Origin of the sequence: Lactobacillus sp. B4026 (genome assembly GCF_026535825.1) — a bacterium.
Taxonomy (GTDB): domain Bacteria; phylum Bacillota; class Bacilli; order Lactobacillales; family Lactobacillaceae; genus Lactobacillus; species Lactobacillus panisapium.
Genome location: NZ_JAFNPD010000016.1, coordinates 1 through 21,724 on the forward strand (window position 1 = coordinate 1; position 21,724 = coordinate 21,724).

18 protein-coding genes are annotated in these 21,724 nt (G+C 38.6%); 1 reads left to right on the forward strand and 17 read right to left on the reverse strand.

Annotated features, from left to right (window positions below):
* Nucleotides 1-125: 125 nt before the first annotated feature.
* From J3U69_RS10200 to J3U69_RS10280, 17 genes are all read right to left on the reverse strand, one after another.
* Nucleotides 126-650, reverse strand: a complete 525-nt coding sequence (locus tag J3U69_RS10200) for a hypothetical protein (RefSeq protein ID WP_220232167.1) — start codon at nucleotides 648-650, stop codon at nucleotides 126-128.
* A gap of 214 nt (nucleotides 651-864) precedes the next feature.
* Nucleotides 865-2,226, reverse strand: coding sequence for a DEAD/DEAH box helicase (locus J3U69_RS10205; RefSeq protein WP_220219975.1), 1,362 nt, complete (start codon nucleotides 2,224-2,226; stop codon nucleotides 865-867).
* Entirely contained in the window at nucleotides 2,219-3,175 is a 957-nt protein-coding gene (locus J3U69_RS10210; RefSeq protein WP_220219976.1) for a DHH family phosphoesterase, read from the reverse strand. The genes J3U69_RS10205 and J3U69_RS10210 overlap by 8 nt, the downstream gene beginning before the upstream one ends.
* Before the next feature lie 54 nt (nucleotides 3,176-3,229).
* Nucleotides 3,230-4,366: a DNA polymerase IV gene (gene dinB / locus J3U69_RS10215; protein ID WP_267413986.1), complete on the reverse strand. Its 1,137-nt coding sequence runs from the start codon at nucleotides 4,364-4,366 to the stop codon at nucleotides 3,230-3,232.
* Nucleotides 4,359-5,807 carry a glucose-6-phosphate dehydrogenase gene (gene zwf / locus J3U69_RS10220; protein ID WP_267413988.1) on the reverse strand — a complete coding sequence of 483 codons (1,449 nt, stop codon included), beginning with the start codon at nucleotides 5,805-5,807 and terminating at the stop codon, nucleotides 4,359-4,361. Before zwf ends, dinB begins: the two co-directional genes overlap by 8 nt.
* Nucleotides 5,808-5,967: 160 nt before the next feature.
* Nucleotides 5,968-6,372, reverse strand: coding sequence for a preprotein translocase subunit YajC (gene yajC, locus J3U69_RS10225; protein ID WP_267413992.1), 405 nt, complete (start codon nucleotides 6,370-6,372; stop codon nucleotides 5,968-5,970).
* A gap of 104 nt (nucleotides 6,373-6,476) precedes the next feature.
* Nucleotides 6,477-7,454, reverse strand: a complete 978-nt coding sequence (ruvB, locus tag J3U69_RS10230) for a Holliday junction branch migration DNA helicase RuvB (protein WP_258567378.1) — start codon at nucleotides 7,452-7,454, stop codon at nucleotides 6,477-6,479.
* Nucleotides 7,455-7,536: 82 nt separating this feature from the next.
* Nucleotides 7,537-8,121 carry a Holliday junction branch migration protein RuvA gene (gene ruvA / locus J3U69_RS10235; RefSeq protein WP_220232171.1) on the reverse strand — a complete coding sequence of 195 codons (585 nt, stop codon included), beginning with the start codon at nucleotides 8,119-8,121 and terminating at the stop codon, nucleotides 7,537-7,539.
* Between the two features lie 3 nt (nucleotides 8,122-8,124).
* Nucleotides 8,125-10,017, reverse strand: coding sequence for a DNA mismatch repair endonuclease MutL (gene mutL, locus J3U69_RS10240; protein ID WP_267413989.1), 1,893 nt, complete (start codon nucleotides 10,015-10,017; stop codon nucleotides 8,125-8,127).
* 2 nt (nucleotides 10,018-10,019) lie between these two features.
* Nucleotides 10,020-12,602, reverse strand: coding sequence for a DNA mismatch repair protein MutS (mutS, locus tag J3U69_RS10245; protein WP_267413993.1), 2,583 nt, complete (start codon nucleotides 12,600-12,602; stop codon nucleotides 10,020-10,022).
* 173 nt (nucleotides 12,603-12,775) lie between these two features.
* On the reverse strand, nucleotides 12,776-13,423 hold the full coding sequence (gene pcp, locus J3U69_RS10250; RefSeq protein WP_220219982.1) for a pyroglutamyl-peptidase I: 648 nt from the start codon (nucleotides 13,421-13,423) through the stop codon (nucleotides 12,776-12,778).
* Nucleotides 13,424-13,444: 21 nt separating this feature from the next.
* Entirely contained in the window at nucleotides 13,445-14,383 is a 939-nt protein-coding gene (locus J3U69_RS10255; protein WP_220219983.1) for a DUF979 domain-containing protein, read from the reverse strand.
* A complete protein-coding gene (locus J3U69_RS10260; protein ID WP_220219984.1) occupies nucleotides 14,384-15,052 on the reverse strand; it encodes a DUF969 domain-containing protein in 669 nt (222 codons plus the stop codon).
* Nucleotides 15,053-15,242: 190 nt separating this feature from the next.
* Complete coding sequence (locus J3U69_RS10265) at nucleotides 15,243-16,442, reverse strand: SLAP domain-containing protein (protein ID WP_267413990.1); 1,200 nt, start codon at nucleotides 16,440-16,442, stop codon at nucleotides 15,243-15,245.
* A 180-nt stretch (nucleotides 16,443-16,622) separates the two neighbouring features.
* Entirely contained in the window at nucleotides 16,623-18,254 is a 1,632-nt protein-coding gene (gene groL, locus J3U69_RS10270; protein ID WP_103752482.1) for a chaperonin GroEL, read from the reverse strand.
* Between the two features lie 16 nt (nucleotides 18,255-18,270).
* Nucleotides 18,271-18,555, reverse strand: a complete 285-nt coding sequence (gene groES / locus J3U69_RS10275) for a co-chaperone GroES (RefSeq protein WP_103752481.1) — start codon at nucleotides 18,553-18,555, stop codon at nucleotides 18,271-18,273.
* Between the two features lie 181 nt (nucleotides 18,556-18,736).
* Nucleotides 18,737-19,378: a redox-sensing transcriptional repressor Rex gene (locus J3U69_RS10280; protein WP_103752480.1), complete on the reverse strand. Its 642-nt coding sequence runs from the start codon at nucleotides 19,376-19,378 to the stop codon at nucleotides 18,737-18,739.
* A 313-nt stretch (nucleotides 19,379-19,691) separates the two neighbouring features.
* Here J3U69_RS10280 and J3U69_RS10285 point away from each other — a divergent pair, with 313 nt between their 5' ends.
* Nucleotides 19,692-21,617 (forward strand): ABC-F family ATP-binding cassette domain-containing protein, encoded by a 1,926-nt coding sequence (locus J3U69_RS10285; RefSeq protein ID WP_267413991.1) that lies wholly within the window; start codon nucleotides 19,692-19,694, stop codon nucleotides 21,615-21,617.
* The last annotated feature ends 107 nt before the right edge of the window (nucleotides 21,618-21,724 follow it).

Genomic DNA, 21,724 nt, shown 5'->3' on the forward strand with positions numbered 1-21,724 from the left:
CCCTCTTCCGCTTGGCTCTTGCCTTGCGCCCGACGACAGTTATTAATATTAGCAACTCTTTTTTACTTTTGCAAGTCTTTTTTACAAAAAAAAGAATGTTATTGCTAACATTCTTCTCTTACGCCCTAATCTTTAGAGTCTGTTTCCGTTCGATCAATATTTTTTAAAAGCAAGTTAATGCACTGGTACACATCCCTGATATCGTATTTACATCTATGTAAAATCCAATTATAAATAATTGCGTATATCCCGCTAGCTACCAAATTAACTTGTCTTACGGAAAATGCTCCTCGTGGACGCATATAATTTTCGATTGCAGTGGCCATTTCTTTTTGTAAAATTTCAAAGTAGGTACCTGAATCTTTTGAAATAAGGATGATGTTTAGGAAAAAATACTTATCATTTTTTATTTTTTCTAGCATACGGAAAAAGATACTGTTTAATTTTTCATTTTCCTCACCACGCAATTCTCGTCTAAGCTGTAAAGTCATAACTGAAGCAAACAAGTCACAAATATTTTCGTACCTTGTATAAAAATAGCTTCGCTCAATCTTCGCCTCCTTGCAAAATTCAACTACAGTATATTTCCTAACTATCTGACCAGAAAGTTTCTCTAATAAAACTTCCTCAGATTTTTTGATTTTTATCATATTTGTCCCTTCTTTTTTCTTATGGTACGATAAATAATATAGCAATAAAAACGCTCTCATACAATACGTTTTATTAAAAAATTATTGTAAAATTGCTTTTTCCTAATAATTTTCAGACAAAAAGCTTTATCTGTCCGCTAATAGCAATAGAAAAAAGAATAATTTTGCATAATAAAAAGGCACAATCGCCTATTGCTGATTGTGCCTCTTATTTTTATGAGCGATCTTCACGTCGCTTCTTCCGTTGCTGTTTTGCTTTCCGAATTTTATGACGCTGTTCAATTTTATTTTTTTGCGCCTTATCTTGTTGAATAACTCGTTTAATCTTCTTTTTATAACCAGGTTTACGTTTCTTTTTTGCCTTTTTAACGTAGCCGTTTACCCGATTATCAATTGCGTAGGAGGAATTATTTCGCTCATTACGACTGTGATAATGCTTACGAGGAACCAACTCTCCGTTTTTTATTTCAACAAAATCAAAGTGAATCCCCATTTTTTCTAGACTAGCAATGCGATTCATTTCTTCTGCTTTAATCAAAGTAACGGCATGTCCAGCTAACCCATTCCGCCCAGTTCGTCCGATACGGTGAATGACAAACTCTAAATCACGGGGAATTTCATAATTAACGACTAAGCTGACACCAGCAATATCTAAACCACGTGCAGCCAAATCAGTTGCAACCACATACTGATACTGACCTGCTTCAACCTCTCGCAATGTCCGTTTTCTTTCCCGTTCAGTGATTCCACCATGAATTTTCGCTACTTTTAGTCCCTGATCCTGCAGGTAGCGGGTTAAATCATCAACGGTTTGCTTTGTATTAGCAAAAATAACAGCCAAATAGGGCTGACCCAAAGTCAACAATTGATGCAGGACTGCTTTTCTATTTTTGGAGCCAATATCAAGTAAATCATTTTTTATGGTTGGCGAAATTACTGCTGGGTTATCAATTACAATTTGCTCCGGCTTAGACATATATTTGCGCAAGAAGTTTGCTAGTTTTACCGGAATCGTTGCTGAAAAGGCAGCCAAAGTGGTGTCTTTTGGCAATCTTTGCGCAATAAAATCAATATCGGCTAAAAAACCCATATCTAAGGTCATATCTGCTTCATCAATGACAAAGTCTTTAACATAATCTAAAAGTAAGATTTTCTTTTCAACAAAATCATGTAAACGTCCAGGAGTTGCAATAACTACTTGCGGTTTATGATTGTCAATTTTTTTAAGCTGCCGCTCACGATCACTGCCGCCGGCAAAATGAGCAATTGAAATATTTAGCCCAGCAGCATCACGTAACTCACGGGCAACTTGGTAAAGCTGCTCTGACAGTTCACGACTTGGTGCAGTCAAAATAGCCTGAGGATACTCAAGCTTTTCGTCAATCTCATTTAGAACCGGAATTAAAAAAGAATGTGTCTTACCTGAACCGGTTACCGCCTGCACAACAGCATTTTTGTGTGCTAATAAAACAGGAATCACCTTTTCCTGCACCTTCGTTGGCTCAGTGAAATGTATCTTGGCTAATCCCTGCCTAATCGCTGGCTTAATGTTTTCATTGGTAAAAATATTATTCATTTTTTTCTTGATATTCCTTAGTTACCTGAACTAATTCTGCAAAGATTTGCTTAACTTCGTCCATGTCTTTAGCATTTGCGCCACTAGCTAAAGCATGACCACCACCGTCATGCTTTGCAGCTAATTCATTAATAATTGGACCCTTAGAACGGTAATGTACTCTAAAAGTGCCATCAGGCTTTTCAACAAATACGTTCCAAGCAATAATGTCTTTAATTCTTCCTGGGGTAGATACCGTACAGGACGCCTGGTCGGAATCCACGCCTAATTTATGCAATGCATCCCGTGACAATATTGCATATGCTGCCCCACTCGGATCAACTTTCATGTATTCAAGTACTTCAGCCTGCAGTTTTGCCTGCGCAAAGGTTACATCGCTAATATTGCGGGCAATCTCATTAATATTAATCCCAGTCGCTGTCAGTTTGGCAACAACGTTAAAGGTATGCACCGAAGTTTCAGGATACATAAAGCGGCCAGTATCGCCGACAATACCAGCATATAGCGGATATGCAACCTCCGCAGTCAGCGGCAGATTTTCTTCAAGAATAAAATCGGCCACGATTTGGGAAGCTGCTGGAGCCTCATCATCAACAAAACTTAGATCAGCATATGGTTCAACATCGGGGTGATGATCAATTTTAATTAAAAAATCACCCTTGCTGTACATTTTATTAGCGATTCGAGCCGTATTACCAGTATCAGTAGTAATGACTAAAGCACCCTGATAATCTTCTTCAGTCACCTTATCCATGGTGTTAATCCAAGCTAGATCGCCCTCATCATTTTCACCTGCACACAAGATCTTCTTGTCTGGAAATTTAAGTCTTAAAGAACGTGCAAGCCCGGCTTGTGATCCCAACGCATCGGGATCTGGACTAGTATGACGGTGCAGAATAATAGTTGGATACTGCTCAATTTTTTCATATATTTTTGGGAAAGTGTTCATTTTGTCTCCTTCACAATTTTCAAAGTACTCAATTAGTTTAACAGATATTTTTCGTTAATTTGAAAATAAATCCAGAGCAATATTTTCAAATTCAGCCTCGGTAAAATCGGTAGCGGTAACACCTAAAAGTCTTATTCCATCATTTAAAAATGACTCAGAAAGCGGATTGAATAAGTCTCGGGCAGATTCATAAATATCCAATGGATTATTAGTTGCGTGCTCTAATTTCTGCCTCTTTGTAACAGTTTCAAAATCGTTATTACGAATTTTTAAAACAACGGTACTAGCAAACAGATTAAGCTCCTGCAATTTCTTAGCTACTTCATTAACATAATTTCTGATATTGGTCAAAGCTGTCTGCTCATTATATACACATGGCTCATATGTTCGTTCGACCCCAATTGATTTTCGATTACGCTCATCATCGGGCACAACAGGTGACAAATCAATCCCATTAGCATGCTCTGCCATCTGATAACCCATTCGGTTAAAATGCTTGATTAATTCACGCACGTGCATTTGCTGCAAGCCTTGGCCAGTGTACACGCCCAGCTCAGCCAGTCTCTGTTCTGTTTTTGGTCCAATGCCATGAAAACGGCTAATTTTTTGCCGAGCCAAAAAGCCACGTGCCTCACTAGGCAAAATAACTGTCCGTCCAAATGGCTTAGAATATTCCGAACCCATCTTAGCTAGAAATTTATTATAAGTTGCCCCGAATGAGCAATTTAGGCCAATTTCTTTTCTGATTCTATTTTGTAAATCAATAGCGATTTGAACTGTGGAATCTTGCCCCATTTTATTCTCAGTCACATCAAGATATGCTTCGTCTAGAGCAATTGATTCAACTACGTCCGTAACTTCATGCATCATTTCATGGATTTCTGCCGAAACACTGCGATATTTGACAAAATCTGGTTTCATAAATACTAGTTTGCTTTTCGGTACTAGCCTAAAGGCTTTAATTGATGGCATTGCAGAATGAACGCCATATTTACGGGCAACATAATTGGCCGTAGCTACTACCCCATGACCATGATTTTGCCGCGGATCTTGTCCGATTACGAGCGCCTTATTCCTTAAATTAGGATGATCACGCGTTTCAACTGAGGCATAAAAAGCATCCATATCAACATGAATAATTTTTCGATGTAAATCATTTTCCGGCAGCAAGCCATCGCTATAATTATTCATAAATCCAACGTTCAGTTGGCGATTCAAAAATCTCATTTGCGGCCTTTGGCCCCATCCGATACGGCAAATACTGGTTTATCTGCTTACCTTCTTCATTTTCTTTTTGCCATGCTTCTTCCACAACATCAATAAATTTCCAGTAATTTTTCAATTCACTCCAGTGCGTAAAGTTGGTGGAATCGTTGACAAATACGTCGTGAAGAAGACGTTCATAGCCATCGGGTACCTTTTCTTGTTCTTGCTTGGAGAATAGGTAATCTAGGTTTTCACGTCGAATGCCTGGCTCCGTGATTTTTTTGCCATTAATCGTTATAAAAATCTGCATATCGGGATCAATAATAATCGAAATGTTATTGGAGTGCGCTTGTCCGTATGGTGTACAGATGTGTTTGAGCACAATATCAATTCGGTTAGTTTTTTCGCGCAATTCTTTTCCAGTTCTAAAATAAATTGGCATGTTGGCAACTGGACCCTTTTTAAATTTCACTTCGCCAGCGACAAAGGTTTCGGTATGCGAGTCTTCGGCTACATTAGGTTCTTGCCGGTAACCAAAAGTCATATCGCTACCTAAATATTGTCCCCGGACGAAATGTTGCGCAATCTCTTGTTCATCTGGCACAATCATACTATCAAGCAATTCCTGCTTAGCCTCATGGATACTTTTAGAAGTTAAATCCTTTGGTTCAGGCATCGCTAGTAAAGTAATGATTTGGAAAATATGGTTTTGGACCATATCACGCAAAGCACCAGAGGTTTCGTAATAGCCACCACGGGCCTCAACTCCCAAATGCTCTGCCAGAGTCACTTGAATATTCTTAATTGTGGCACTATTCCAAATGTTTTTTATCAACGGATTGGTAAAACGAAGCGGCAAAATATTTTGAACCATTTCCTTACCAAGATAATGATCAATTCGGAAGATATCATTTTCATCAAATGAAGCAGTTATCTGCTTATTCAATTCTTCTGCAGAGGCTAAATCACGACCAAATGGCTTTTCTACTACTATTCGGTTAAAACCAGTGCTAGTCAAATTCTGATCGTTGATATGCTGCGCAATTCTACCAAAAAAGCGGGGAGCCATTGCCATGTAGAAAATGCGGTTTCCCTGAGCACTATAACGATTATCAAGATCGCCAGCTAAATTTTTCAACGTTTCATAGTGTTCAACATTGGTAACATCATGGGACTGGTAATAAAAATGACTAGTAAAAGCAGCTAGATCATTTTCATTAACCTCATCGTGTGTCTCATGAACGGCATCGCTGACCTGCTGCCGAAGATACTCATGTGACCAAGGGCGCCTAGCCGTACCAATAACAGCAAAGTTATCGTGAATTAAGCCTTGCTCATACAAATTAAACAGCGCAGGGTAAAGTTTACGGTGGGCCAAATCACCACTTCCACCGAAGATAATCATAATAACAGGTATATTTTTCATGAGAAAATCCTTTCCAAAATCAGGTATGTTAACTCTATTTTATAATATTTTCCAGTCAAACTTTAGTTTTAAACAACCTTTATTAGAAAAATAAGTGGAACTTAAGTCAAAAAACGACTGCAATAAAAAAGATGTCTTTTTATAGACATCTTGTTAGTTATTATTCTTCAGATGAGTGATCATCCTTGTTTTCACTGCTTGGCGTATCAGCAGGCTCTTTTTGAGCGGGCTTATCGGCAGGTGCAGCAGATTTTTCTTCTGTCGCAGTTTCTTTAGCTGGTGTAGCTTCTTCAGCTTCTGGCGCAGCAGGTATTATCTGTTGAACTGCCATCCGGCTAAATGTTAGGTAAATTCCGTCTGCATCCAAAACAATTGTTTTGTCCTTAGAATTAACGGAGTCAACTTTACCGTGCAGACCATCAATCATGATGACATTGTCGCCTTTTTTAAGCTCATTCATCATTTCCATTTTCTTTTGTTGTTGCTTTTTCTGCGGCTTAATCATTGTGAAGTACATTAGGGCAATTAACACAACAAAAATAATAATTGTCCACATGTTACCCATGCCATTACCATTATTGGCCGCTAAAAATAAAGTATTCAAATTTACACCTCATTGTCTTAAAAATATCAATTACTTAATTATACAAAAACTAGCGCAGAATTGCACTACTGCCCGGGAATTGGTAAGCCTAATTGCACATAAGCTTTCTCAGTGACCATTCGTCCACGTGGCGTCATTAATAAAAAGCCATGTTGCAGTAAATAAGGTTCATATAGCGATTCGACCGTTTCAACATCTTCACCGGCATTGGCAGCTATTGTCCGCACACCAACTGGGCCACCATGATAATTCTCGATAATTACCCGTAAAATTTTACGATCTGTCTGATCTAATCCTTCATCATCAACTTGCAACTGCTTTAAGGAATCTCTTGTTGTCTCATAAGAAATCACGTCTTCACCTTTGACCTGTGCAAAATCACGCACGCGCCGTAATAAGCGGTTAGCTACCCGTGGCGTTCCCCGTGACCTTCTTGCCAGTTCATGTGCAGCTTGTGAAGCAATCTCAATATTAAAAACACTACTGGAGCGCTGAATAATTTTTTCAAGTTCCGTCACATTATAATATTGTAAGTGCTCGACAATCCCAAAACGATCTCTTAATGGTGCTGATAATTGGCCGGCTAATGTAGTTGCACCAACTAATGTGAATGGCGGTAGCGGAACATGAACCGCATGGGTTGTTTGTCCCTCACCAATCACGATATCGACGTAAAAGTCTTCCATCGCTGAATACAAAACTTCTTCTATTGGTTTAGGTAAGCGGTGGATTTCGTCAATAAATAAAATGTCGCCCGGATCAAGGTCGGTTAAAAGCGCCACTAAATCGCCAGCTTTTTCGATTGCTGGTCCACTGGTACTTTTTAACTTTACGCCCAATTCATTCGCAATCACAAAAGCCAGAGTCGTCTTTCCCAATCCCGGTGGGCCATAAAGTAAAACGTGGTCGAGGGCTTCATCACGCTTTTTGGCAGCTTTAATATAAACTGCCATTTCTTTTTTAACCCGCTCTTGACCCAAGTACTCTTGTAGATTCTGCGGGCGTAATGAAAATTCTGTCTGTTCTTCTTTTGGTCCCTGCATTTGGCCAGAAACAATTGAATTATCTTCGTCCACTACCTGTTTCACTTCCTTTAAGTAAACACTAAGTCCATTATAACAAGAATTACTTCTTTAAGAGAAGAGCCAAACCCTTTTTAATATATTGATCAGCCGTTGTCGCTTGTTCTTTAGCCAAAAGCGGCGTAATGCGATCGACTTCTTTTTTAGTATAGCCCAGAGCCAGAAGGGCCAATAATGCATCATTTAACTCTGGTGAGATTTCTTGATCAGGAAGTTGGTCAACGCGCTGAACATAATCGCCCAGTTTTCCTTTTAGATCTAGCACAATCTGCGAGGCCGTCTTTTTCCCAACACCAGGAAAGCGGGTCAGGTACTTAACCTCTCCTTGTTCAATTGCTTCGGCTAGCGAATTGCTATTTTCGGCAGCCATAATTGCCAACGCCGATTTAGGTCCAATCCCGCTAACACTCAGTAATTTTAAAAATAAACCTTTATCTTCTTCGGTTTGAAAACCAAATAAGGTGATGCCAGTATCCCGTACAATTTGCTCAATGTAAACACGGGCCTTCTGCTTTTCCTGATATGCAAAAGGTGTCGGACTATACACTTTATAGCCCACACCATTAACATCAATAACAATGTAGTCAGGTTTAATCTCCGTAATTATTCCTGCCAAATATTCGTACATGCTTTATTCATCCTTTTTAAACATTTTGCGTAAGTCATTTTCGCGTAACCGGACAATAACCACATTTCCTTTAGCATCATGATATGGGTCATTGACCTGACGCAGATTGGTCAGTAGATCGCCACACTCAGCACTTGATAATTTCTTTTTACCCGGAACAATCCTCTGTGCCTGCTCACTGGCAATTCGTTTAATCAAGTTGGCCGAATCAGTTTGGTCAACGTTGAGGTAACTGTCCAAAATTGCCCTGACAGAATGCTCAATATCGCCTTCAAGCCAAGTAGGATATGAACGTAGAATAAAGGTATCTTGGCCAAATTCCTCAAGAAACAGCCCAATTTGCTTGATTTCTTCTAATTGATCTTTGATCTGAATAAAATCTAGACTGCCAAATTCCAGAATCATTGGCGTAAGCAGACCTTGTTGGTTAATTTTTTGTCCTGCAATTTCACGGCTTATTTTTTTAAAAGCAAGCAATCTTCGCGCTGCAACCTGATCGATTAAGTAAAGGTCTTCCCCACTGACAGCAATCAAATAAGTATTAGTTTGACCTACTAAACTTAGTTCGGGTAAGCTGCTAGCAAGTAATTCATCCCCGGTAGAAATTACATCCTCGTGTAAATCTGAATGTGAAAAAGGCGTAAGTTGTACTTGCTGGTTCACATTTTCTGGCCACGTTTTCGTAACTAAATAACGATCATCTTCTCGGGGAATATTTAAGTCGACATACTTTGATGGTGCAACTGACTCAATCGCAGCCGGTTCAGTTTCATGAACTTCATCGCGAGTATTTTCAGCCTGGTCAGGTCTCTTAGTTTCAACCACATTTTTATTAAGGTTGAATTTCAACTGATCCATTCGCGTTTCTTCTTTGGTGTTAGTCAAATTGCCAATGGCATCGGCTTGAACATCCTTGGCTAAAAGAGCACTACTAATTGCATTAGTGATTAACCGACTGAGTTCGGTTTCCTTAGATAAGCGCACCTCTTTTTTGGTGGGATGAACGTTGACATCAACTAATAATGGGTCAACTTTAATCTTGATCACAGCGATTGGATAATGCTTTGCCGCTAAGTTAGTACCATAACCATCCATTACCGCGGTAGCTAGCTGAAAATTATTGATATAGCGGCCGTTAAGCAAAATTGAGATAAAATTGCGTGTCGATCTCGTTAAACCCGGCTTGGAAATTAATCCGGTTACTTCAAAATCATTGTCGCTACTCTTAAATGGCAGCATTTTTTCAGCAATTGAACGTCCATAGACACTTGAAACAGTTTGTTGCAGATTGCCATTACCCGCTGTTCGCAGCAATACACGCCCTTCATTCATTAGCGTTAGCGCGATATCAGGGTAACCCAAAGCTATGCGGTTGACGATATCAACAATTTTCATAATTTCGGTTCTGGGGCTACGCAGGTATTTAAGCCTAGCGGGCGTATTGTAAAATAAATCTTTAACTGTGATTTGTGTGCCCTTGGTAGCTGCCGCTTCTTCTTGTGCTTTTTTAACGCCAGCCGCAAATTCAGCCCGCGTGCCACTAGCTCCACCGGAATTAGTTAAGATCTCAACATGACTTACAGCTGCAATTGATGCCAGGGCTTCGCCCCGAAAGCCAAGTGTGCCAACATTAAACAAATCATGCTCGTTACTTATTTTACTTGTAGCATGCCGGGTAAAAGCAAGATCAATCTGATCATTTGGTATCCCCGTTCCGTTATCCTGAACAATAATTTGTTTTAAACCGGCATCAATAAAATCAATCCGAATTCGCGTACTTTTGGCATCAATTGCATTTTCCAGCAATTCCTTAACTACACTGGCTGGACGTTCAATTACTTCTCCAGCCGCGATTTGATTAGACAGATTAACCGATAATTCGTGAATTTGGGCCATGATTATTTCTCATCCTTTAAATCATCTTGCCAGTTTTCTACCAGTTGCATTACTTGAAGTGGCGTTTGATCAGCTAAATAGAGATTAGATATTTCATCCAAAACATCTTTTTCCTTGTCCGACAATTCAGTTTCAGTACTTGGTGCCAGCTCCTGATCTGTCACAGTTTCTGGCTCCTCATTGCTACTAAATAAATCAAGCTGTGCCGAGGTCGGTCCTAAATTGCTGCCTTGGGCTTCTAGACGGTTTAATAATTTTGTCGCTTTGCGTAAAACCTTGCGGGGTAAGCCAGCAAGTTGAGCAACATGAATACCGTAACTTTGGTCAGCTGGGCCTGGCAAAATTTTATGGAGAAAAATTAGTTTGCCGTTTTCTTCAGTTGCACCAACATGAATGTTCTTCAGCCTTGGCAATGTTTGCTCAAGATCAGTCAGTTCATGGAAGTGCGTTGCAAATAACACTTTTGCCCCTACTTCATCATGCAAATACTGCACGATTGCGCCAGCTAAAGCCATTCCATCATAGGTAGCTGTCCCACGACCAATTTCATCGAATAAGACCAGACTTCTCTTAGTGGCATTTTGTAAGGCTTCATTTGCCTCAGTCATTTCAACCATAAAAGTACTTTGACCAGAAATTAAGTCATCAGCAGCACCAATTCTGGTAAAAATCTGATCAAAAATTGGCAGCTCAGCACTATCGGCCGGAACAAAAGAGCCTACTTGGGCCATCACTGCAATTAAAGCCATTTGCCGCATATATGTACTTTTACCGGACATATTAGGACCAGTAATTAAGTAAATATCCGTATCTTGGTCAAGTCTGACATCATTGGGGATGTACGAACCAGCCTTCATTACCTTTTCAACAACCGGGTGCCTGCCTAAAACAACTTTAACATCCTGATTAGATGTGTGAAATTTTGGTCGGCAATAATTATTTTCTTCAGCTACTTGGGCAAAGGAACAAAAAACATCTAAAGCAGCAATTTGACCAGCTAGTTTTTGCAGAGCAGAAATATATTTCTTTACTTCCTCACGCAATTTAACAAATAACTCGTATTCTAGATCAGTTGACTTAGTTTGGGCTTCTAAAATTAAGTTTTCGTGTTCCTTAAGTTCAGGCGTAATGTAGCGCTCAGCGTTTGTCAAGGTTTGCTTTCTGGTATAGCGATCAAGTGGTACCTTATTTTTATTCGAATTTGTTACCTGGATATAGTAGCCAAAAACCTTGTTGTAACCGACTTTAAGGTTATCAATTCCCGTTTTTTGTCGTTCGGTTTGTTCCATCTCAGTTAGCCACTTTTTACCATTATTCATGGCATCCCGGTAACGATCTAGTTGTTGGTCAACATTATTGCGAATAAGTCCCCCTTCAGTTGTTAAAACTGGTGGCTGATCCACAATTGTAGAACTGATCAAATCGGCAATTCCACTTAAAGGGTCAATCCCTGACGCAAATTTTTGCAAAATAGCACTATCAGACTCTTTTAACGAACTTAAAATAGACGGTACGGCTTGAAGTGAATGAGCAAGCTGTAATAATTCCCTGGCATTGACATTCCCGAAGGCAATCCGACCAGTTAAACGCTCTAGATCATAAACACCCTTTAGCGCGTCGTTCACATTTTCACGGGTAAAGTAGCCATCAAGCAAGGCCTGAACCATTTCTTGCCGCTTAGTTAATTCCTCTACAGATAATAATGGTCGAGCAAGCCACTGCTTTAATAGCCGCCCACCCATTGCAGTATGCGTTTTATCGAGCACCCAAAATAACGAGCCCATCTTCTTACCAGTCTTAGCTGAAGCAGTCAGTTCCAAATTATCGCGTACAGTATGCGACATCTGTAAATATTGACTTACTTCATAGCTTTTAGCAATTTGCAAGTGCGCTAAGCTACGTCTTTGAGTCTGGAGTAAATAGCCTACAAGCTGCTTAACAGCATCTTTTTCAGCCTGATTAGTCAAATTTTGCTGGGCATAAGATATTTCCGCATGTTTACCGGTCAACTCTGCTGGCTCTGAAACAGTAATATTAGCTTTATGTAAAAAATCGCTGTCAGATGCATTAAGATGACCATTATAGACAACTTCTCGCGTCCTCAACGACAACAATTCATTAGAAACTGCTGCAAAAGTTTTTAAGTGGGTTGCAAAGATTTCACCGGTTGATAAGTCACTGTATGCTAAGCCAAAGCAGTTCTTGGTGGTTACTACAGAAGTTAGGTAATTAGATTCCTTGGCCTCACTTGGCTTATCGTTCATTAAAGTTCCAGGGGTTACTAGCTGAATAATTCCCCGCTTAACCATTCCCTTAGCCTCTTTGGGATCCTCTAATTGTTCACAAAGTGCAACTTTATAGCCCTTTTCAACTAAGGTGTCAACATAAGAATCAACCGCAACGTGAGGGACTCCAGCCATTGGGATTGGATTCTCAGATTTGTTGGACCGGTGAGTTAAAGTCAGCTCAAGAATCTGGGCCCCCTTAACTGCATCATCCTCAAATAATTCGTAAAAATCACCGACGCGATAAAAAAGAAAAGCATCGGGATATTGCTTTTTAATTTCATGATATTGCTCCATCATTGGAGTTAAGTTTGCTTTCGCCATTTATTCCTCTTCTTTTCTACTTTACTTTTATCATTATACGCTAAACACCGATTCAAAAGAAAAAAGACCGCAATTAAACGATCTTATTTTTTCTATTAATTAAAAATGCAAAATGGCTATCTTCTAGCTTTCACAAAGTAAGGTTAAAATTAAGCAATATGACCTTCAACACTTTGCAAATCAGGCTTGCCGTCCATTTCAACGATTGCAGTAATTGCGGCCGTAATTCCCTTAACATCATCTGCCAAACTAAGACTTGGTGTTTCAGGACGAGCAACGACTTGCTCTGGTAAAAACGGAATGTGCATGAAACCTGCTTTTAAGTCATGGAATTCTTTGTCAATCATATATTGAACTTGATACATAATATGGTTGCAAACGAATGTCCCAGCCGTTGTTGAAACAAGTGCTGGCAAACCTGCTTCACGAATAGCCTTAACCATTGCTTTAACTGGCAATTGTGTAAAGTAAGCATTCTGTCCGTCTTCATGAATTGGCGTAGCAATTGGCTGGTAACCCTTATTGTCAGCAATTCGACCATCATCAAAATTGATGGCTACCCGTTCAGGAGTCAAAGCAAACCGACCGCCAGCTTGGCCAATATTTAAAACATAATCTGGCTTTTCCCGTACAATGGCATCATGAACAACAGTTGCACAATCACCAAACACTGTTGGAATTTCTACCTTAACGATTTCGGCTCCAGCAATCTGATCGGGTAAGCCCTTAACAGCCTCAATAGCTGGATTAATCTTATCATCACCAAAAGGATCAAAACCTGTTACTAAAATTTTCATTGTTTTTCTCTTTTCTAAAAACTAAAAAGCTAAGAAATACATCAAAACGATGTGTACGAGCAGCATAATAATTGCAATCGGAAACTGTTGCTTGATAACTCCTAAAGAATCCTTCATTTCCATCAAAGCAACTGGTAGTGAGTTAAAGTTAGCAGCCATCGGTGTCAATAACGTACCACAATAACCGGCTGTCATTCCTAAAGCAGCAACAACCACTGGTGAACCACCTTGGGCAACAACAAATGGAATACCAATACCAGCAGTAATAACGGCAAAAGCAGCAAATGCGTTACCCATAATTGCAGTGAAAATCGCCATTCCACAACAATATAGGATAACACCAAGCAGACGATTTCCAACTGGAAAAAGACCTGAGATAGCTTTGGCAGTTACTTGGCCAACACCTGAAGCAGTGAAGACTACACCAAGTGTGGCAAGTAATTGCGGTATGATACCAGCTGAACCAGCTGAACGAACCATCCGCTGAGTATCCTCATAAGCAACCTTGCCATTCGATTTAGTTAAAATCATTGCAACAATTAGAGATACCACCGCAGCAATACCAATTGCAACTTGTCCTCCTAATTTGCTTTTACTTAAAGGAGTAAATTTGGCAAGTAAAAGAGCTAAGACTGCCAGCAAAATACTTGGGAAAAAAATCCAATTACCAATTCGCTTAACGGTCTTATCCGCAACCTTTTCGGGTAACTCCTTAATTTTACCAACTTTGACTTGCTTTAATAATGATAACAATCCGTTTACCAAAAGCAAAGCGCCACTAATTTCATATGGAATCCATTGGCCAATACTAAAGATGATTGCAAAAATAAACCAGAAAAGTCCTGTCCCCCAGCGAGCCGGATTAGTTTGGTCACGCCAAGATTCAATGGCAGCTGCTAAAAAGAATAGTCCGATTATTACAAAAAAGGCCAATAGAAGATTATTAACTAAAGCTGTCATTTATTTCACCTTCTTATTTTTTAACTTTTGATCAAACATATGATTGTAAATTAAGCATAAAACATATGCGATTAAAGTGATTGGTATTGAGTTTAAAACAACGTTTGAAGCTTCAATTGGATGACCTAAAGATTTCATTGAACTAGTAATCATTAGAACTCCCGAAGAAGCAAAGAATAAGTTTTGAGCAAAAAAATTACCAAAGTTATCACTAGCTGCAGCACGCCCTTTAATCTGATCTACTTCTAGCTCTGTTAATTCTCCTTTAATTGAGCCTGCAGCCTGAGCCATAGGATTAATTAAAGGTGCAATAAATTGGATTTGACCTTGAAAGGAAATACCAAAAATACTTGCTAAACCACGAATTCCAGTATAGATATCAAAGATACGCCCAGGAGTTAAATTCTTTAATTTTTGAATTAAATTAGTTGCAGCCTTTTTTAAACCGTGCCTTTCAATAACTCCAATTGTCGGTAAAGTTAAGAAAAAGAGCGATACCATCCGGTTATCAATAAATCCTTTACCTAAAATCTGTAAAAATTTAACGAAATCAATCCCTGAAACTAAAGCAGTGACCAAAGCCGAAATAATGACTACGGCTACAGTGTCAAGTCCTAAGGCAAAGCCTACGACTATCACTAAAACGCCAAGTAAACTTAAATATTCCATTAGCATTCCTTCCTTGTGAGAAATTAATAATAATAATTAAACATACTAATATTATTATAATTTCTTGTCAAATCAGTATAATAAATTTTGTTTATAAAGAAAGCTGATTGTATATACCAATATATTGCAAAATAAAGAGCAATTCCCAAATGGAATTGCTCTTGTTTATATAAAGTTTAACGATCGTTTTTTAATCAAACCCAGTTATTTCACGTGAACGAATTAATTTTCCTTTACCAACAATGTAATAGTGTTGTCCTTTTAATTTAAAGGGATCACCGTAAGTTTGGATCTTCTTATTAACCGGAATAGTCCCTATTTTGCGGCCATAACGATTATAAACTGTAACGGGATGGTCTACTTTTACCCTTTCCATTTTTAAACCAGTGACGTTGCGAACAGGTACATAATAGCCATTGCCAATAGCATAGAAGAAGCGGCCAGCCGCCAAATGATGGTATTTGCTAATTTTAACACGCGAACCGGTAGCTAAAATTAAGCCATTAACGCGTCGACCATGTTCATTATATAAGTAGCTACTGTGCATGAGCCGTTTTTCCTGCTTATTAGATACCTGCTTTTGGGATGCAACATGCTTTGCGTTGTTGGCCTTAAAATTAGCAGCTAACAAATAGCGATCAGTAGCAATTGGATATAGTTTTAAACCTCGAATTTTAACCGGATTACCATAAGTTTTAACAACAGTACCCTTTTTAATGCTTTTCTTATTAATTAGTTCGCCCAGTTGATTATATGTGCGAGCATTATGCCGCAATTTACGGTTGACGCCGAAGACATTATTTTGAGCAACGTAATTATCATCATCAAGCAAGCAAAATTTTCGCTGTTTAATTTTTTTACTACCCATGAGATTCAAAGTTGAACCCGCACGCAAGATTAAATCATTTTTTCTTTTGCCATTATGATCATATAAATAAGCGTTATGCATTAATTTAGCTTGCTTTTGACCAGCAATCTTTACTACCACATTCAGACGTAATATATTTTCATTTGATATCCAAATGCCAACAATCCCCCTTGCTTGGCCATTAATAAGAGTTTGTGGCTTCACTATCCAATAAAATTTAGCAGTATCGGGATAATTTTGACTGTTGAAAACACACTGTTTTGCATAGCTAGTGTCATGCGCTAGATTCGTATTAGTGGGAATAATCACTTCATGGCCTGCTGGTTGAGGCTGTGGATCCTCATACTTTGATTCGGTCAGCGCATTTTGGCTTTCATTTTGACTTTTAGGTAAAGCTGTAATATTACTATCTGCTTTTACCTGGCCACTTAAGCCTAAAAGGCAAACAGCCATCAAAGTACTTACTATGCCATACAAAGGCCATTTTTGAGATTTTTTTACTAATATTTTTTTGCTTAGCATTAATCTTCTCCTACAATAAATAAACAAATCGCATTAAAGTTTACTTAATATTAATTCTTTGTCTTTTTATTGTAAAGGTACTTTAAACAGCATTGTTATTATATTTATTTAAGTAGGTAAAATTAACAAATGCACAAAAAAATCGCTCAACCGAGCGATTTTTATTTAATCTTTTTAAAATTACATCATTCCTGGAGCACCGGCACCAGCGGCAGCATTAGGATCAGCTACTGGTTTGTCTTCTGGAATATCAGCAACAACAGCTTCAGTTGTTAATAATAATGCGGCAATTGAAGCAGCGTTTTGAAGTGCAGTACGGGTAACCTTAGTTGGGTCAATAATACCAGATTCAACCATGTTCTCCCATTCGCCGTTAGCAGCGTTGTAACCAACTTCAGGGTCTTGACTTTGTAATTTGTTCAAGATTACTGAACCATCTTCACCAGCGTTTTCAGCAATTTGACGTACTGGAGCAGTCAATGCACGTAAAACGATGTTGATACCAGTTTGCTCATCAGCATTGTCGCCTTTAAGGTCTTCAACGTTCTTGATAACGTCAACTAATGCAGTACCACCACCAGCTACGTAGCCTTCGTCAACAGCGGCACGAGTTGAGTTCAAAGCATCTTCAATCCGGTAGCGACGTTCTTTTAACTCAGTTTCAGTAGCAGCACCAACATGAATAACAGCTACACCACCAGTTAATTTAGCAAGACGTTCTTGCAACTTCTTCTTGTCAAAGTCTGAAGTAGTTTCTTCGATTTGACTTCTGATTGAGTCTTCACGTTCTTTAATTGCTTCATCTGAACCAGCACCATCAACAATAGTCGTTGAGTCCTTAGTAACAGTGATGCGACGTGCTTTACCTAATTGATCAATCGTTGTGTCCTTTAATTCAAGACCAAGATCTTCGGTAATAACTGTACCACCAGTAAGAGCGGCAATATCTTGTAATTGTTCTTTACGACGGTCACCAAAGCCTGGGGCCTTAACAGCAACTACGTTGAAAGTACCACGAATCTTGTTCAATACTAAAGTAGGAAGTGCTTCACCAGAAACATCGTCAGCGATAATTAATAATGATTTACCTTGTTGAACAATCTCTTGCAATAATGGCAAGATGTCTTGAATGTTAGAAATCTTCTTGTCAGTAATTAAAACATATGGGTTGTCCAAATCTGCTTCCATCTTATCGTTGTCAGTTACCATGTATTGTGATAAGTAACCACGATCGAATTGCATACCTTCAACTACTGATAATTCAGTTTCAATACCACGTGAGTCTTCAATTGTGATAACACCATCGTTACCAACTTTTTCCATTGCGTCAGCGATTAAGTCACCAACTTCTTTTGAAGCAGATGAAACTGAAGCAACTTGCGCAATTTGATCTTTTGAAGAAACAGTGTGACTTACTTTATGTAATTCATCAACAACAGCCTTGGTAGCTTTTTCAATTCCGCGACGAACACCTACAGGGTTAGCACCAGCAGTTACGTTCTTCATTCCTTCACGGATGATTGCTTGAGTTAACACAACTGCAGTAGTGGTACCGTCACCAGCAATGTCGTTAGTCTTTTGTGCAGCTTCGGCAACTAATTTAGCACCCATGTTTTCGTAGTGATCTTTTAATTCAATTGACTTAGCAATGGTAACACCATCGTTAGTAATTTCAGGATTGCCGTAAGATTGCTCTAAGACAACGTTTCTACCTTTAGGACCGATTGTTGCCTTAACAGTATCAGCTAACTTATCAACACCCTTTAATAGGGAACGTCTTGCTTTTTCCGAGAATTTAATATCTTTTGCCATAATTTTCGCTCCTTAATTACTTAACCACTGCCAAAATATCTTTTTCATGAAGGACTAAGAATTTTTCACCTTCGTATTCAACGTTAGTGCCAGAATACTTGTCATATAGAACAACGTCGCCCTTTTCAACTGACATTGGGATCTTGTTGCCGTTTTCTGCATAACTGCCTTCACCGACAGCAACAACTTCACCTTCTGTTGGCTTTTCTTTAGCATTTGAAGCAAGGACGATTCCGCCTACAGTCTTTTCTTCTTCTTCTTTAACTTTTACGATCACGCGATCACCAATTGGTTGTAACACGTTTGTCCCTCCTAATTTTAATTTAAAATCATTTTTGTTATTTGTTAGCACTCTTATTAACCAAGTGCTAACTTACAAATATGATAATACCCCCTTTTAATAAAAAAAGCAAGAAAAAATTAGCACTTTTTTACTTAAAGTGCTAATTTTCTTTAGCCATTGCAGCGGCGGCTTTATAAATTTATCTATTCTTATCTTTATCCGAATCAAGGAAATAAATGAGGGTTTGTAATTCAGTCGCCAAGTCAACATTTTGAATTCTAACCCCGGTTGGAGCTGATAACCGAATTGGCGTAAAGTTCATAATGCCCTTAATGCCAGCTTCGACCATGTCATCCGCTGTTTTTTGTGCAGAATCTGACGGCACTGTCAAAATAGCGATGGTGATCTGTTGGTCACTCAGCTGCTTTTGCAATTCACTCATTTCATAAACAGGAACGCCACTCAAAATTTTACCCGTAATTTTAGGATTAATATCAAAAGCACAGGAAATTCGGATGTTATTGCTTCGTTTGAAGTTATAGTTGAGCAAGGCGTGTCCCAAATTACCTACACCAACTAATGCAACATTAGTTAAAGTATCTTGATTTAAAATCTTTTTAAAAAAGGATAGGAGACTTTTGACATCATAGCCATACCCACGCTTACCCAAAGCACCAAAATATGAAAAATCACGACGGATTGATGCACTATCAACCTGAACTGCTTCTGATAATTCAGTAGATGAAACTTTTTCTTTACCAGCTTCATTCAGGATAATTAGGTAACGATAGTAAAGCGGCAGTCTCTTCGCTGTCGCTGTAGGTATTTTTATTTTTTCCATTTTAAAAAGCCTCCAACTTAATATCACTAGTGAGCTTTTTTGTGAATTCACTCATCAATTAATATTATTTTACCTATAACTTACTGATATTTGCAAATGTTTTTTCACAATCTAACACAATCACAAAACACGATTTTACTGTTAATTAACCCGCTTTACATGGTAATTAAAAAATTATTTGTAAATAACTGAGCAAATACTCGTAATCAATTTACTAATGATGAAAAAATAATTTTACTTAAAAAAGGCTTATTTCTCATGCAGTTGCCAGCAGTCTTGCCACATATGCTAAAATAGACTTTAGGTGAAAAATATGATAATTGCACAAGGACACGATTTAGAAAAACAATTTGGTGCCAATACGCTATTCAATCACGTTAATTTCTCGATTGATTCAAATGCAAGAATTGGCCTTGTAGGACCAAATGGAGTTGGTAAAACCACACTCCTTAAAATTATGACGGGTGAAGAAGAAGCTACCCACGGCGAATTTACCATTAATAAAGGGATCGACGTGGGTTATATTGCGCAAGAAAATGGCTTAGATGAAAGTAAGAGCATTTGGGATGAAATGCTGACCGTTTTTGCGCCATTAATTGCAAAAGGACAAAAAATCCGCGACTTGCAACAAGCAATTGCCGAACATCCGGAAGATAAGCAACTTTTAAAACAATATGACCAGTTGCAATTTGATTTTGAACAACAAGGTGGATATACCTATCAGGCGGATATTAAAAGTATTTTGAATGGTTTTAACTTCCCTGAAAATACTTGGACTAAAATTATTGGTGATCTTTCTGGTGGTGAAAAAACCAGGCTTGCCTTTGTCAAACTGCTATTACGCAAGCCACCGCTACTTTTACTCGATGAGCCGACCAACTATTTAGATCTAGACACACTTGACTGGCTAGAAGGTTTTCTTAAAACATATTCCGGAGCAATTTTAGTTGTCTCTCACGACCAGTACTTTTTAGACCATCTTGCTAACCAAATTTTTGAATTGCAATTTGGTAAGTTAACAGCTTTTAAAGGAAATTATTCCGATTATGTTGCCCAGCGAAAGCAACGTGATCAGCAACAAGAAGAAGCTTACGAACGGCAACAAGAAAAAATTAAAAAAGACGAGGAATTTATTCAAAAGAATTTAGTTCGGGCAAAAACAACTAAAAGAGCGCAAAGCAGGCGCAAGCAACTTGAAAAAATGGAACGAATCACGCCACCTAAGCACAAAAATAAGGTACGGATTAAGTTCAAGAGTGAAAGACCCTCAGGTAAAGAAGTATTAATCTTACGAGATCTGACGATTGGCTACCCGACTAAGACAATGGTTCAAGACATTTCACTGCAAGTTAACAAAGGTGATCGTGTTGCTATTATTGGTGCCAATGGTATTGGTAAATCGACCTTATTAAAAACGATTATGAAGGATTTACAGCCTAAAGGTGGTTCAATTAAGTATGGTGCTTCGCTTGATATCGGCTACTATGATCAAGAACTCCAACTGCTCGATCCTAGTAAAACTGTGATTGATACCGTTTGGGACCGTCACAAAACAATGCCTGAACGGGATGTTAGATCAATTCTGGCAAGTTTTCTCTTTACCGCCAAAGATATTGATAAAACTGTTGGGCAGCTTTCCGGTGGCCAAAAAGCCCGGTTAACCTTGACGGTCTTGTCGCTTGAGCACAACAACTTTTTACTAATGGACGAGCCCACGAACCACCTAGACCTAGAAGCAAAGGAAGTTTTGGAACAAGCGTTACAGCATTTTGACGGCACACTGCTCTTTGTCTCTCACGATCGGTATTTTATCAATCAGCTTTCCAATAAAATTGTCGAAATCAAAGATAAACATGCCAAAGTCTATGAGGGTGACTACACTTATTATTTAGACGAGAAAAATAAGTTTGCTGCTGATGCTACGGCTGAAGTTTCTACGAATGAGAATGAAACTGGCAGTGCAGAGCCAAAAACTAATAAGTTGTCATATCAAGAACAAAAGCAAAGAGACTCCCAAAAACGTAAGCTTGAACGTCACGTTGAAGAGATCGAAACCAAGATTGATCAGCTTGAACAAAAGCAAGAGCAAATTCAAACGGAAATGGCTAACCCAGAAATTGCGACAAATTTTGATAAACTTGGTCCCTTACAAGAAGAATTAACCAAGGTTCAAACTGATTTGGAGCAAGCCAATAATGACTGGGAAACAGCATTAACAGATTTAGATGAATTCAATTAATAAAAAAATCCTAATTCAATTCTGAAGCTAACCCCTAAAACTGGACGTTAGTTTTATATCATTTTACTTAAGGCTTGATTCCGATATTGAATCGGAGTTAAGCCTTT

What these genes read in the sequence shown, in the direction of transcription:
- J3U69_RS10200 (WP_220232167.1), bottom strand. Translation starts at nt 650, where the DNA reads ATGATAAAAATCAAAAAATCTGAGGAAGTTTTATTAGAGAAACTTTCT.
- J3U69_RS10205 (WP_220219975.1), bottom strand. Translation starts at nt 2,226, where the DNA reads ATGAATAATATTTTTACCAATGAAAACATTAAGCCAGCGATTAGGCAG.
- J3U69_RS10210 (WP_220219976.1), bottom strand. Translation starts at nt 3,175, where the DNA reads ATGAACACTTTCCCAAAAATATATGAAAAAATTGAGCAGTATCCAACT.
- dinB (WP_267413986.1), bottom strand. Translation starts at nt 4,366, where the DNA reads ATGAATAATTATAGCGATGGCTTGCTGCCGGAAAATGATTTACATCGA.
- zwf (WP_267413988.1), bottom strand. Translation starts at nt 5,807, where the DNA reads ATGAAAAATATACCTGTTATTATGATTATCTTCGGTGGAAGTGGTGAT.
- yajC (WP_267413992.1), bottom strand. Translation starts at nt 6,372, where the DNA reads ATGGGTAACATGTGGACAATTATTATTTTTGTTGTGTTAATTGCCCTA.
- ruvB (WP_258567378.1), bottom strand. Translation starts at nt 7,454, where the DNA reads ATGCAGGGACCAAAAGAAGAACAGACAGAATTTTCATTACGCCCGCAG.
- ruvA (WP_220232171.1), bottom strand. Translation starts at nt 8,121, where the DNA reads ATGTACGAATATTTGGCAGGAATAATTACGGAGATTAAACCTGACTAC.
- mutL (WP_267413989.1), bottom strand. Translation starts at nt 10,017, where the DNA reads ATGGCCCAAATTCACGAATTATCGGTTAATCTGTCTAATCAAATCGCG.
- mutS (WP_267413993.1), bottom strand. Translation starts at nt 12,602, where the DNA reads ATGATGGAGCAATATCATGAAATTAAAAAGCAATATCCCGATGCTTTT.
- pcp (WP_220219982.1), bottom strand. Translation starts at nt 13,423, where the DNA reads ATGAAAATTTTAGTAACAGGTTTTGATCCTTTTGGTGATGATAAGATT.
- J3U69_RS10255 (WP_220219983.1), bottom strand. Translation starts at nt 14,383, where the DNA reads ATGACAGCTTTAGTTAATAATCTTCTATTGGCCTTTTTTGTAATAATC.
- J3U69_RS10260 (WP_220219984.1), bottom strand. Translation starts at nt 15,052, where the DNA reads ATGGAATATTTAAGTTTACTTGGCGTTTTAGTGATAGTCGTAGGCTTT.
- J3U69_RS10265 (WP_267413990.1), bottom strand. Translation starts at nt 16,442, where the DNA reads ATGCTAAGCAAAAAAATATTAGTAAAAAAATCTCAAAAATGGCCTTTG.
- groL (WP_103752482.1), bottom strand. Translation starts at nt 18,254, where the DNA reads ATGGCAAAAGATATTAAATTCTCGGAAAAAGCAAGACGTTCCCTATTA.
- J3U69_RS10280 (WP_103752480.1), bottom strand. Translation starts at nt 19,378, where the DNA reads ATGGAAAAAATAAAAATACCTACAGCGACAGCGAAGAGACTGCCGCTT.
- J3U69_RS10285 (WP_267413991.1), top strand. Translation starts at nt 19,692, where the DNA reads ATGATAATTGCACAAGGACACGATTTAGAAAAACAATTTGGTGCCAAT.